This is a genomic window from Maribacter sp. MAR_2009_72 (assembly GCF_007827235.1).
In the GTDB taxonomy this organism is placed as follows: Bacteria; Bacteroidota; Bacteroidia; order Flavobacteriales; family Flavobacteriaceae; genus Maribacter; species Maribacter sedimenticola.
The window spans coordinates 1872833-1886875 of the sequence record NZ_VISB01000001.1; the positions used below are offsets into that span (position 1 = coordinate 1872833).

9 protein-coding genes are annotated in these 14043 nt (G+C 40.2%); 7 read left to right on the top strand and 2 right to left on the bottom strand.

Annotated elements, in window-relative coordinates:
- Window positions 1-17 precede the first annotated feature (17 nt).
- Window positions 18-2519 (bottom strand): DUF5686 family protein, encoded by a 2502-nt coding sequence (locus JM81_RS07755; protein ID WP_144802000.1) that lies wholly within the window; start codon window positions 2517-2519, stop codon window positions 18-20.
- Window positions 2520-2624: 105 nt separating this feature from the next.
- Complete coding sequence (locus tag JM81_RS07760) at window positions 2625-3602, bottom strand: pyruvate dehydrogenase complex E1 component subunit beta (protein WP_089262465.1); 978 nt, start codon at window positions 3600-3602, stop codon at window positions 2625-2627.
- A gap of 172 nt (window positions 3603-3774) precedes the next feature.
- Between JM81_RS07760 and JM81_RS07765 the strand changes: the two genes are divergently transcribed.
- The 7 genes from JM81_RS07765 to egtB all read left to right on the top strand — a co-directional run bounded on the left by JM81_RS07765 (window position 3775) and on the right by egtB (window position 14036).
- A complete protein-coding gene (locus JM81_RS07765) occupies window positions 3775-4515 on the top strand; it encodes an electron transfer flavoprotein subunit beta/FixA family protein (protein WP_089262467.1) in 741 nt (246 codons plus the stop codon).
- Between the two features lie 34 nt (window positions 4516-4549).
- Window positions 4550-5518, top strand: coding sequence for an electron transfer flavoprotein subunit alpha/FixB family protein (locus tag JM81_RS07770; RefSeq protein WP_144802003.1), 969 nt, complete (start codon window positions 4550-4552; stop codon window positions 5516-5518).
- A gap of 86 nt (window positions 5519-5604) precedes the next feature.
- Window positions 5605-6234, top strand: a complete 630-nt coding sequence (locus JM81_RS07775) for a bifunctional nuclease family protein (protein WP_089262471.1) — start codon at window positions 5605-5607, stop codon at window positions 6232-6234.
- Between the two features lie 17 nt (window positions 6235-6251).
- Window positions 6252-7697, top strand: a complete 1446-nt coding sequence (locus JM81_RS07780; RefSeq protein WP_144802006.1) for a nucleoside transporter C-terminal domain-containing protein — start codon at window positions 6252-6254, stop codon at window positions 7695-7697.
- Window positions 7698-7882: 185 nt separating this feature from the next.
- Window positions 7883-11860 carry an alkaline phosphatase PhoX gene (locus JM81_RS07785; RefSeq protein WP_144802009.1) on the top strand — a complete coding sequence of 1326 codons (3978 nt, stop codon included), beginning with the start codon at window positions 7883-7885 and terminating at the stop codon, window positions 11858-11860.
- A 119-nt stretch (window positions 11861-11979) separates the two neighbouring features.
- On the top strand, window positions 11980-12804 hold the full coding sequence (locus tag JM81_RS07790; RefSeq protein ID WP_144802012.1) for a thymidylate synthase: 825 nt from the start codon (window positions 11980-11982) through the stop codon (window positions 12802-12804).
- 71 nt (window positions 12805-12875) lie between these two features.
- Complete coding sequence (egtB, locus tag JM81_RS07795) at window positions 12876-14036, top strand: ergothioneine biosynthesis protein EgtB (RefSeq protein ID WP_144802015.1); 1161 nt, start codon at window positions 12876-12878, stop codon at window positions 14034-14036.
- Window positions 14037-14043 lie beyond the last annotated feature (7 nt).

Here is a 14043-nt window from a genome sequence, read left to right on the forward strand (position 1 = left end):
TGTAAAATTTAATTGAATTAAAAGACAAATCCAAACGTGCCGGTGACCCCAAAGGGACGTGCATCTGGATTATCCAGGTAATTTCCCCTGAAATTGAAATCCAATCTAAATACCTTAAAGATATTACCTATACCAAAAGAATATTCATAATAGATTTTTTCCGAAGGAGCCCTTAACGGAGTGTTTATCGTTGCCGGGGCACTCAATGCCTTATTTGCATCTGACAAGTCTCCCCATACACCTCTTATAGCCACAATTTCACGTAAGTTCATTTTTCTTAAAAAGGGTATTCTGGAGAAAAAGCGACCATTGAAATTATGCTGCAAATGTACCGATGCATAAGTATCCGTTACAAATTCATAAAAATCCAAGTTGGGGAAAGAGCCATAATTAGAGAAAAATGTTTGGTTTCCCGGTACCACACTTAAAAGGCCCAAAGGTACTTCACCAAACGTCTTACCCAATTCCACGGTACTCATCAACCTACCAAATCCACCCAATTGCCATGGTTGGCTATAGGAAAATTGTAATTTGCTATAATCAAAATCACTACCCAATACTCCTTTGGTTCCTTTGGTGAAATTCAACAACAATGTACTGTATGTATCATTAACATCCCTTCTTTCTACCCCATAACCTATAGTTTTCTTACCAGGCGTATATAAAAGCAAGGCATTAAAATCAAATTGCCTTATCTCCGAAGATACCCCCGTGGGCGATTCTGCATCCACATAATCCAAACTAAAATCATTGGGCAGTGCGGAACTTAAGGTCCTAAAAGTTCCACCCATGGAAACCTTAAAATTATTTAGGGGCTCTATTTCAAAATTAAGGGCGCTTAAATTAATGTTGGTCAACCTATTATTGGCCCCTACGGTCAATAAAGATGAGGAGGCTATACTTCTGCCGAGTACATCATTGGTTGCCGTTAAACTTACCCCTAGTTGCTCAATATCCCTACGGTTTCCTCCAGAAATGATAAACCTACTGTTTCTATCGACCAGAAATTTTCCGGCAAGACCGTGCTTAAATTTATGGTCTGTAAAACCATAAGCGGTGTACCCTTCTATTCGCCAAGGGTCATTTTGGCCAAAGTAGGTTCTGGCACCAATACGTACACGAGGACCCTCCGCACTGTTGTATCCAAAAAAATCGTATACAGAACCCAAATCCAAATTCCATTTATCCACTTCTACATAACCAGAGCCTAGAATACTGACAATATTGTAATACGATTTAAATTTTGGAACGGTTTTGAGGGTATCCAACAAAGTATATATCCCTTTTTCGTCCTTATTCAATGATTCTAACCTATTCTTTTCCCAAAATTCATCATCCTTAATGATTTGGTTAACGTCCAACGGATTACGGTCCTTTTTATATACCTCCCGTGGTCTTACCACGTTAAATTCATAGTTGTCGTATACCGTTGTTCGTTTGCCATACAATCCTCTGGATTCTTCTTTTTTGTTAAAACTAAAATCACTTAACATATAATCCCGTTTTAGCAGAAAAACAGAATCGTTCAATACTTCAAAATCCTGCTCAATATAAATCTCCTTTACCCAATTTATATTGGCACTCTTAGTAACCTGTAGGTTAATGTTCTTGATTGCATAGGTAGAATCGTTTACCCAAAAATCACCCTTAAAGGTCAACTCGTTTTTACGCCGTGGATAATACACAATATTATAGCACCATTTATTATCTATAAAGGCACTATCCCGCAAGGCATAGTTATAGGTATCTATACCGGTTCTTGACAGTGGACTGGTGAAGCTCTTGTCAAAAAACTTGAGGTAATTATCATAGACATCATACTCTTGGTACAAATCCTTAACGAAGGCTATAATGGCCTGGTTATTTTCAAACCCGGAATTCTTATTGCCCAGTACATCTTCTTTTTCCTCTTTTAACTTATTATCACCATATACCTTGGAAAATGTTTCGTTCAGGAAAATGGGCAAATAGGTTTTCCCCGTAATTCTAGAGGTATCCAAATCCTGAAAAACAAATTCCAACCCTTTAAATATTTTACTTTTAATCAATGCACTATCAATGGTATTGAGGTCAAACTCTACCTTTTCATATTTATCAAATGCATATTGATTGAATTGCCTTACCCCGTTTTGACGTTTTTTAGCCCAAATTTTACGCAGAATATCTATGGCGGGATTATTCTTTTTGGATTGTTTTCCCGCAATTAAAACGACCTCGTTCAGCTGTTCCGCCGCTTCGCCCAAAGTAATCGTCAAATCATACATAACCTTAGAGGTCAATTCTAACTCATACTCGGTATATCCTATAAATGAGACGACCAGGGTAGTGTAATCGGTTTCAGATTCTAAATAAAACCTACCATCATCATTTGTAATGGTACCTTCCGTAGAATTCTTAAAAAATACATTTGCGAAAGATACGGGCTCACCTAGCTCATCTACCACAATGCCCCCCACCTTGGTCTGGGCGCTTACCGTAAAACACAGCAAGCCTAAAATTGCAAAGAATATATCTTTCATAAATTTTCCTTGAGCTCAGCTTATTTTGGCCACAAACAACATATTAATAAAAAAAGCTTCTCCAGACTTGGTCGGAGAAGCTAAGGTACTTTACAAAACTTTATATTATTTGTATAAAACTTTTTTTACGGCGTTAACTACATCTGTAGCATTTGGCAACCATTCTTCCAATAAAACAGGGGAGTAAGGTGCTGGTGTATCCGCAGTATTTATCTTAACGATCGGGGCGTCCAAATAATCAAACGCATGTGCTTGTACATGATAGGTGATTTCAGTGGCAACATTTCCAAATGGCCAAGCTTCTTCCAAAATTACCAAACGGTTGGTTTTCTTCACAGATTTTAATACCGCTTCGTAATCCAAAGGCTTTACGGTTCTTAAATCTATAATTTCACAGCTGATGCCATCTTTTGCCAATTCATCTGCTGCTTTATCAGCTTCCTTAATTATTTTACCAAAAGAAACTATGGTAACATCTTTTCCTTCTCGACGAATATCCGCAACTCCTAACGGAATGGTATAATCACCTTCCGGCACTTCACCTTTGTCACCATACATTTGCTCAGACTCCATAAAAATTACTGGATCATCATCCCTTATGGCCGCTTTCAACAACCCTTTGGCATCTGCAGGATTAGATGGCACCACTACTTTTAGGCCCGGGCAGTTGGCATACCAACTTTCAAAAGCCTGGGAGTGCGTTGCCGCCAATTGACCAGCAGAAGCCGTAGGACCCCTAAATACAATAGGACAAGGAAACTGACCACCGGACATTTGCCTGATCTTAGCAGCATTGTTGATGATCTGATCAATACCTACCAATGCAAAATTAAAGGTCATAAATTCTATAATAGGTCTATTGCCCGTCATGGTTGAACCCACACCTATACCGGCAAAACCAAGTTCAGATATTGGCGTATCAATTACCCTTTTAGGGCCAAATTCATCCAACATACCTTTGGAAGCCTTGTATGCACCGTTATATTCCGCTACCTCTTCACCCATTAAATAGATAGACTCATCCTTTCTCATTTCTTCGGACATGGCCTCGGCTATCGCTTCTCTAAATTGTAGTGTTTTCATCTATGGAAAATATTATTCTTTGTTATATGCTAGAAAGCATGCAAAAATAGCAAATATAATGTCAATTAATAGAATGCCCTATTCAAAAAAAGTTATAAAATTTACTATGCATGCATAGTAAATTAGGAATTAAATGGTTATCTTCGTGGTCATTGATTTAAAGTTTATATACATGAAAATATTAGTTTGCATAAGTAATGTTCCTGACACCACTTCGAAAATAAATTTTACGGACGGTGATACTAAATTTGACACCAATGGGGTGCAGTTCGTCATCAACCCCAATGATGAATTTGGACTGACCAGAGCTATGTGGTTCAAGGAAAAACAAGGTGCTACGGTACATATAGCGACCGTTGGCGGACCTACTGTAGAACCTACTATGCGTAAGGCTTTGGCCATAGGCGCAGATGAGGCATTTAGGGTGAACGCAGAACCAACGGACGGCTTTTTTGTAGCCCAGCAATTGGCCGAGGTTGTCAAGAACGGAAATTACGACTTGGTAATTGGCGGAAGGGAAAGCATTGATTATAATGGCGGAATGGTACCGGGCATATTGGCCTCTTTGACCAATATGAACTTCATCAATACATGTATTAGTTTAGAGGTTGATGGCAACAATGTTAGTGCAGTTAGGGAAATAGATGGCGGTAAGGAAAAATTAAGCAGTACGCTTCCTTTGGTCGTAGGAGGACAAAAAGGTTTGGTAGCGGAGAGCGATCTTCGTATTCCAAATATGCGCGGCATCATGATGGCAAGAAAGAAAAGCCTGACCGTTCTAGAACCTGTAGATGGTCTAACTACTACCGTGGACAAAAAATTTGACAAGCCGGCACCAAAAGGACAGGTTAAACTTGCTACTTCTGTAGATGAGTTGGTAGACTTGCTCCATAATGAGGCCAAAGTGATATAAAAGCCCGGTTAGGGTAAATCTAAAAAATGATAACATGTCAGTATTAGTATATACAGAATCTGAAAAAGGAAAATTTAAAAAAAATGCTTTTGAAGTCGCTTCCTACGCAGCGGCAGTAGCAAAAATGATGGATACCACGGTTACCGCCGTATCCTTTAACAACTCCGAAAACGAACTACTTGCGGATTATGGCGTATCCAAAGTTATGCATATTGCCAATGAAGATCTTTCAACCTTCAATGCCAGTACTTATGCCGCAGCCTTAGGGCAAGCCGTTAAGAGTGCAGATGCCAAGGTAATCATCCTTAGCTCCAGTACGGATACAAAATATTTAGCACCCTTATTGGCGGGCAATTTAACGGCTGGCTATGTACCAAATGTAGTGGCGGCACCTGAAAGCGTTTCTCCGTTGACCGTTAAAAGAACGGCGTTCAGTAACAAGGGTTTTGCCCATACACAACTTGAAACGGACGTTAAAATCATTGGTGTATCCAATAATGCCTACGGCGTCCAAGAAAATAAAACCGATATATCGGTAGAGGAATTCAGTGTTTCCACGGATGGAATATCAAATGCAACGAAGTCCGTAGAAATCGACAAGGTTGTAGGTAAGGCAACCATAGCCGATGCGGATATTGTTGTTTCTGCCGGTAGAGGACTTAAAGGACCTGAGAATTGGGGAATGGTAGAAGAACTTGCAGATGTCCTTGGCGCTGCAACCGCATGTTCCAAACCAGTATCCGACCTTGGATGGAGACCCCATGGCGAGCATGTGGGCCAAACGGGTAAGCCCGTTGCCAGCAATCTTTATATTGCCATAGGTATTTCCGGGGCAATACAGCATTTGGCCGGGGTTAGCGCCTCAAAAACAAAAGTGGTCATTAATAATGACCCTGAAGCACCTTTCTTTAAGGCCGCAGATTACGGTATAGTTGGCGATGCCTTTGAAGTCGTTCCACAATTGATTGAAAAATTAAAGGAATTTAAGGCCCAAAACGGCTAATTTTTTGTTATTTTGTGCCCCTTAAAGGGCTGTTCAGGTAGTTGGAACCCCAAGTATTTTGAACAGCCTTTTTTAGTAAATAAAATATGAGTCTAGTACGTTTAAAAATAAAAGGTATTTCATACAGTCAAACTCAAAATGGTGCCTATGCACTTATTCTGAACGAGGTAGAGGGCGACCGTAAGCTTCCTATTGTCATTGGAGCTTTTGAGGCACAATCCATTGCAATTGCCTTGGAAAAAGAAATTAAGCCCCCAAGACCATTGACCCACGACTTGTTCAAGAATTTTTCAGATCGTTTTGATATCGTTATCAAACAGGTCATTATCCATAAATTGGTAGATGGCGTCTTTTATTCGAGCATAATTTGCGAAAGAGAAGGTATTGAAGAGATTATAGACGCAAGAACCAGTGATGCCATTGCCTTGGCTCTAAGGTTTCAAGCACCTATATTCACTTACAAGACCATTCTTGACAAAGCTGGTATTTTCTTGAAATTTTCATCAAAGGAAAAGGAGCAAAAAGAAAATGACGACAGCATTATGGTAGACGAAATTTTACAGGAAGGGGAGACCATTGAAATTGAATCCGGCGCATCTGACGGCTATACGGAACTTACCATAGAAGAATTGGATGCAGAGCTTAAAAAAGCGGTCAGCAATGAAGACTACGAAAAAGCCGCAAAATTAAGAGACGAAATCTCTAAACGGAACTAAACACAAATTTACAATTTATGAAAAAGGGCAAATGGCTGCTATTTTTTGCACTAATATTCACCTCAATGACATTTGCTCAAGATAATGAAGTACTACAGTCACAAGCTGATACCGTACAGAACATTTCGGCTAATGAACTTATGGAAATGACTGCCACTGAAGGTTTTTCCCTTAACAGCTTGGGCAGGGGAATTCTTGGAATGGCCGTACTTTTATTATTGGCCTTCTTGTTCAGCTCAAACAGAAAAGCAATCAATTGGAAAACGGTGGGCATAGGACTGGCACTGCAATTGGTCATTGCCGTTGGTGTTTTGAAAGTTCCTTTCGTCCAATTGGTTTTTGAGCAAATTGGAAAAGTATTTGTCAGCATTTTGGAATTTACCCGAGCAGGTAGTAAATTTTTATTTGAAGGATTAGTGGTAGACACGGGTACCTTTGGTTATATCTTCGCTTTTCAAGTATTACCTACGATTATCTTTTTCTCCGCCCTGACCTCCCTACTCTTTTATTTGGGGATTATTCAAAAAGTAGTAAAGACCTTGGCATGGCTTTTATCCAAAAGTTTAGGCATATCAGGACCTGAAAGCCTTAGTGTAGCAGGAAATATATTTTTAGGTCAGACCGAAGCGCCACTCCTTATAAAAGCCTATTTGGAAAAAATGACCCGTTCGGAAATCTTATTGGTGATGATTGGAGGCATGGCAACGGTAGCAGGAGCCGTTTTAGCCGCATATATTGGCTTTTTAGGCGGTGAGGATGAGGCACTTCAACTGGTATTTGCAAAACACTTATTAGCGGCATCGGTAATGGCAGCGCCTGGTGCTATAGTTATTTCCAAGATGTTATATCCACAAACAGAACAGGTAAATACCGATATACACGTTTCCTCAGAAAAAATAGGTTCCAATATTTTGGACGCCATTGCCAATGGTACTACAGAAGGATTACGATTGGCCGTAAACGTTGGAGCGATGTTGTTGGTGTTTGTAGCCATAATTGCCATGGTCAATGGCATATTGGAATGGACCGGAGACTTGACCAATTTTAATTCATGGATTGCCGAAAACACCTCTTATTCAAAATTTTCCTTGGAAGCTATTTTAGGAACCATATTCGCTCCTTTAATGTGGTTGATAGGCGTGGCCAACGAAGATATAATGCTTATGGGGCAACTATTGGGGATTAAACTTGTAGCAAGTGAGTTTGTCGGGTACATACAATTGGCAGAATTAAAGGACTTTGCCACACAGCCCCATTTACAATTTAACAAATCTGTGATCATGGCCACTTATATGCTTTGCGGTTTTGCCAATTTTGCATCAATTGGTATACAAATAGGCGGAATTGGTTCCTTGGCCCCTAGTCAACGAAAAACCTTGTCTGAGTTTGGTATGAAGGCAGTATTGGGCGGCTCTTTAGCATCCTTGCTTTCTGCAACGATTGCAGGTATGATTTTAGGATAAGCACCCTCAACCCACAAATACAATTGATTTTCAAATAGATATATCACCTTAAGCATTCATTATGAGTACTTAATCGAAGTAAAAAATTTACTTCGATATTATTTAATAACTTCCATTTCCCCTTTAAATGTAGACTTGTTAACATTCTTCAATAATCCATTTGAAGAATAAACTTTAAAGTTGGAATGAAAAACTATTTTATATTACTTGTATTGATTGCTTTCAATGGCAAAGCACAAAATATTGGAGATTTTATTTCGGTTAATCCAGCGCCTCAGAATACGGATTTCATCATTCCAGCTACACATACATTTCAAACTATCATAACTGAAGGTGATGCCTTAACAGAAGGCGGAACATTACCTAGAAATACAGATTTTACTGGATATGTACCTATAAACGGTAGTAGTGATAACGGCTATTTAAGTATCAATGCCGAAACCAACCCAGGTGGTGTCTCCATCTTGGATATCAACTATAACCCAACTTCCAAATTATGGGCAACCACATTATCGGCACGGGTAGATTTCAGTTCGTTTGTTCGGACCATTTATAATTGCTCTGGTACTGTAACCCCATGGAATACAATTGTGAGCTGTGAAGAGCACACCTCTCAAGAGCGATTGGATAATTATCCGAATAGGGATGAGAATAATGATGGATATGACGATTTAGGATGGGCAGTTGAAATTGATCCTGTAACCAAAACAGTAATCGATAAACTCTGGGCACTAGGCAATTTTAAACATGAGAATTTAGTCATTCACAACAATCAAAGAACGGCGTATCAAGGTGCTGATGCCGCTGTAGGGTATCTTTACAAATTTGTTGCTGATGCTCCCCAAGATTTAAGCAGTGGAAAATTATATGTCTATAAGGGCTCAAAAAATGGACCAGGAGATTGGATTCAAATAAATAATACTACAAAAGAAGAACGCAACACTACTGTTGCCCAAAGTACGGCAGTAGGAGCAACGGTATTTAACGGTATAGAAGATGTTGAAATTGGACCTGATGGCTATATTTATTTTGCCGTAAAAAACGAGGACCAGGTATATCGTTTTCAAGATTCTGACCCCATAAATGGCACAACTGTTGTCAATATGGAAACGTTTGTTGGCAATATGACGTACAATATTACGCATGCCAGCGGTACATCTTCAGTAAATTGGGGTTATGGAAATGACAATTTAGCTTTTGACAATGACGGTAATCTTTGGGTTTTACAAGATGGCGATGACAACTATATATGGGTTGTAAAAAATGAACATTCCCAAGCAAATCCGCAAGTAGAAATTTTTGGTATTGTCCCCTTAGGTGCTGAACCTACGGGAATTACGTTTTCGCCAGATAATCGATTTTTATTTATGTCCGTAATGCATCCTAGTTCAAGTAACAATATTTCAACACAAACTGATGCTGCCGGAAATGAAATTAGCTTTGATAAATCTACATCCCTTGTTCTTGCGTTAAATGAAAATCTGGGAAGCACAACTGAATATACTTGGTATTTAGATGCAGATGCAGATGGATACGCTGTGCCGCCAACTGTTGTAAGCACGAACTCCCCAGGCACAAGTTACACGCAAAACGTACTTCCTTTAACGGACTGTGACGATAACGACCCGAACGTATTCGAAGTTTCCACGTGGTACCTTGATGCAGATGGTGATAATTTTGCGGTGGCTCCAACTGTTGAAAGCTGTAATTCACCCGGAATAGGATATACCCAAACCGTACTTCCCCTGACCGATTGTGATGACAGCGACCCGAACGTATTCGAAGTTTCCACCTGGTACCTTGATGCCGATGATGACAACTACGCCGTTGCTCCAACAGTGGAAAGTTGCAGCTCACCCGGAACAGGATATACGCAAACCGTACTTCCCCTGACCGATTGTGATGACAACGACCCGAACGTATTCGAAGTTTCCACGTGGTACCTTGATGCAGATGGCGATAATTTTGCGGTGGCACCAACTGTTGAAAGCTGTACTTCTCCCGGAACAGGATATACCCAAACCGTACTTCCCCTGACCGATTGTGATGACAGCGACCCGAACGTATTCGAAGTTTCTACTTGGTACCTTGATGCCGATGGAGACAACTACGCCGTTGCTCCAACAGTGGAAAGTTGTACCTCGCCCGGGACAGGATATACGCAAACCGTACTTCCCCTGACCGATTGTGACGACAATGACCCGAACGTGTTCGAAGTTTCCACTTGGTACCTGGATGCCGATGGCGATAATTACGCTGTGGCTCCAACTGTTGAAAGCTGTAATTCACCCGGAACAGGATATACCCAAACCGTACTTCCCCTGACCGATTGTGATGACAGCGACCCGAACGTATTTGAAGTTTCTACTTGGTACCTCGATGTCGATGGAGATAATTACGCCGTTGCTCCAACTGTTGAAAGCTGTACTTCTCCCGGAACAGGATATACGCAAACCGTACTTCCCCTGACCGATTGTGACGACAATGACCCGAACGTATTCGAAGTTTCCACGTGGTACCTTGATGCCGATGGAGACAACTACGCCGTTGCTCCAACAGTGGAAAGCTGCAACTCCCCAGGCACAGGATATACGCAAACCGTACTTCCCCTTACCGATTGTGACGATACCGACCCCAACGTATTCGAAGTTTCCACGTGGTACCTTGATGCAGATGGTGATAATTATGCGGTGGCTCCAACAGTGGAAAGCTGTACCTCTCCCGGAACAGGATATACCCAAACCATACTTCCCCTGACCGATTGTGATGATAGCGACCCGAACGTATTCGAAGTTTCCACGTGGTACCTTGATGCCGATGGCGATAATTACGCCGTTGCTCCAACTGTTGAAAGCTGTACCTCCCCCGGAACAGGATATACGAAAAGCGTACTTCCCCTTACCGATTGTGACGATACCGACCCCAATGTATTCGAAATTTCCACGTGGTACCTTGATGCCGATGGTGACAACTACGCCGTTGAGCCTACAGTAGAAAGCTGTAACTCCCCAGGCACAGGATATACCCAAACCATACTTCCACTGACCGATTGTGATGACAGCGACCCGAACGTATTCGAAGTTTCCACCTGGTACCTGGATGCCGATGGCGATAATTATGCGGTGGCTCCAACTGTTGAAAGCTGTACCTCCCCAGGCACAGGATATACGCAAACCATACTTCCCCTGACCGATTGTGATGACAACGACCCGAACGTATTTGAAGTTTCCACGTGGTACCTGGATGCAGATGGGGATAATTACGCTGTGGCTCCAACTGTTGAAAGCTGTAATTCACCCGGAACAGGATATACCCAAACCGTACTTCCCCTGACCGATTGTGATGATAACGACCCCAACGTATTCGAAGTTTCCACCTGGTACCTGGATGCCGATGGAGACAACTACGCCGTTGCTCCAACAGTGAAAAGTTGTAATTCTCCCGGAACAGGATATACGCAAACCGTACTTCCACTGACCGATTGTGACGACAATGACCCGAACGTATTCGAAGTTTCCACGTGGTACCTTGATGCAGATGGTGATAATTATGCCGTGGCTCCAACTGTTGAAAGCTGTAATTCACCCGGAACAGGATATACCCAAACAGTACTTCCCCTGACCGATTGTGACGACAATGACCCGAACGTTTATGAAGTTTCCACGTGGTACCTTGATGCCGATGGAGATGGATATACCACTTTAGAAAGCATCGATAGTTGTAACAGTCCTGGAATAGGCTTTACCCAAATAACTTCAACATTTATTGATTGTAATGATGAAAATATAGAACTTAATCCTGAGACCGTATGGCGCTTAGACATCAATGAAGATGGCGTAGCCGACAATGAAGAAATGATAACATCCTGTATAAGTCCAGGAAAAGGCTATACGTACAATACACTTATTCCATATTCCATCCAAGATAATATAATTATATACCCTAATCCAACAACAGATATAGTTGATATCGACCTTAGCAAAATTATTTCTACTACCAAACTAACGTTGGTAAATTCATCCAAACAACTCGTTCTATTTAAAACTTTCAAAAATCAAAAGGTAATTTCTATAAACATCTCCACATTGGCATCTGGCATCTATTATGTAGAAATTGATGATGACAATCAAATCATAAGCACTCATAAAATCATTAAACTATAAAATCACGTTTAAACTTTAGTTAATAAATTCTAATAACCCTTTTTATAATTCCTGTCCCTTAATGGTATTTTTGCAACGGTCTTAAAACCTGATTCAGGACCATACTTAAACTATTTATCATGAAACAATACCATGACCTTTTAAAACATGTTCTCAAAGAAGGCAACCAAAAGGGTGACCGTACAGGAACCGGTACTAAGAGTGTTTTTGGCTATCAAATGCGTTTTGACCTAAGCGAAGGCTTTCCTATGGTCACCACTAAAAAATTACACTTAAAATCAATTGTCTACGAATTACTTTGGTTTTTGAACGGGGATACCAATATTAAATATTTACAGGAAAACGGTGTTAGAATCTGGAACGAATGGGCAGATGAGAACGGAGATTTAGGACCGGTATACGGACATCAATGGCGTAATTGGAATAATGATGAAATTGACCAAATCAAAGAAGTTATCCATTCTTTAAAGACCAATCCCAATAGCAGAAGAATGTTGGTTTCCGCATGGAACCCAAGTGTATTGCCTGACACCTCAAAATCCTTTTCGGAAAATGTTGCCAATGGTAAAGCTGCGCTACCGCCATGTCATGCATTTTTTCAATTTTATGTTGCGGATGGCAAATTATCCTGCCAATTGTACCAACGCAGTGCAGATATATTTTTAGGCGTACCCTTCAATATAGCATCGTATGCTTTGTTCACTATGATGATGGCACAGGTTTGCGGTTACGAAGCCGGTGATTTCATTCATACGTTTGGAGATGCCCATATTTACAACAATCATATGGAGCAAGTTGAACTTCAAGTAAGTAGAACACCAAGACCTTTGCCTAAAATGGTTATCAATAAAGAGGTAAAGAACATTTTTGACTTTAAATTTGAGGATTTTACATTGGTAGACTACAACCCTCACCCTCATATAAAAGGCAAGGTAGCTGTTTAGGATCAATTTCTTAATGTTTTAGGCTAAACCGAATAAACCATTTTTCTCTAACTTACCATAAAATTGTTTTCATGGTAAGTACTGATACGCTTTTAGATTTCTTTATTGAAACCAGAAAGCACACAGAGGCTATTTGTAAACCTCTTGAAATAGAAGATTATGTAGTTCAACCTATTATAGATGTTTCTCCACCTAAATGGCATTTAGGACATACCACATGGTTTTTTGAAGAATTCATCCTAAAAACATATAACAGTAATTATCAAGTTTTTGACGATGATTTCTCATTTGTATTCAACAGTTATTATGAAACGGTAGGAAAACGAGTTGTGCGCGCGGACCGTGGTAATCTATCTAGACCGTCCGTAAAAAAAGTTTTTGAATACAGGGATTATGTCACTCAGGCAATGACCAACCTGCTTGAGTATAACAACGACAAAACACTTTTAGAAGTTCTTGAAATTGGTATTCATCACGAAAAACAGCACCAAGAATTATTACTTACAGATATAAAATATATTCTAGGCAATAATCCATTACTCCCAAAATATTCAGATGTTTTTAAAGAATATACGACAGAAAATCAACCTCTACATTGGATTTCTATAAACGAAGGTATATATGAAATTGGTCACAACTCTAATGACTTTTGTTTTGACAATGAATTGGGCAGGCATAAAGTTTATTTACACGATTATTCTATTTCAAATAGATTAGTGACCAATGCAGAATATCTAGAATTTATTAAAGCAGACGGTTATAAGCGTTTTGATTTGTGGCACGCTCAAGGATGGGATTGGGTGCAACAAAATAATGTTGTATCACCTTTATATTGGCATCAAGTTGATGACGAATGGTATAACTACACGTTAAATGGACTTACAGAAATTGCACTAGACGCTCCCGTAACACATATATCATATTACGAAGCATTTGCATATGCCCAATACAGAAATTGCCGTTTACCTACTGAATTTGAATGGGAATCCGCACAACATCAATTTAAATGGGGACAGCGCTGGGAATGGACGGAAAGTGCATATTTACCCTACCCCAACTATAAAAAGCCAGATGGTGCTTTAGGGGAATACAATGGTAAATTTATGGTCAACCAAAAAGTATTGCGCGGAAGCTCTGTTGCAACCCCAGTTAACCATTCTAGACCAACGTACCGAAACTTTTTTCAGACCGACTTAAGGTGGCAATATACCGGTATAAGGCTGGCCAAATAATTACGAC

Bases quoted from the DNA above. Each gene is read 5' to 3' on its own strand.
- JM81_RS07755 (WP_144802000.1), bottom strand. From the start codon at position 2,519: ATGAAAGATATATTCTTTGCAATTTTAGGCTTGCTGTGTTTTACGGTA.
- JM81_RS07770 (WP_144802003.1), top strand. From the start codon at position 4,550: ATGTCAGTATTAGTATATACAGAATCTGAAAAAGGAAAATTTAAAAAA.
- JM81_RS07780 (WP_144802006.1), top strand. From the start codon at position 6,252: ATGAAAAAGGGCAAATGGCTGCTATTTTTTGCACTAATATTCACCTCA.
- JM81_RS07760 (WP_089262465.1), bottom strand. From the start codon at position 3,602: ATGAAAACACTACAATTTAGAGAAGCGATAGCCGAGGCCATGTCCGAA.
- JM81_RS07765 (WP_089262467.1), top strand. From the start codon at position 3,775: ATGAAAATATTAGTTTGCATAAGTAATGTTCCTGACACCACTTCGAAA.
- JM81_RS07785 (WP_144802009.1), top strand. From the start codon at position 7,883: ATGAAAAACTATTTTATATTACTTGTATTGATTGCTTTCAATGGCAAA.
- egtB (WP_144802015.1), top strand. From the start codon at position 12,876: ATGGTAAGTACTGATACGCTTTTAGATTTCTTTATTGAAACCAGAAAG.
- JM81_RS07775 (WP_089262471.1), top strand. From the start codon at position 5,605: ATGAGTCTAGTACGTTTAAAAATAAAAGGTATTTCATACAGTCAAACT.
- JM81_RS07790 (WP_144802012.1), top strand. From the start codon at position 11,980: ATGAAACAATACCATGACCTTTTAAAACATGTTCTCAAAGAAGGCAAC.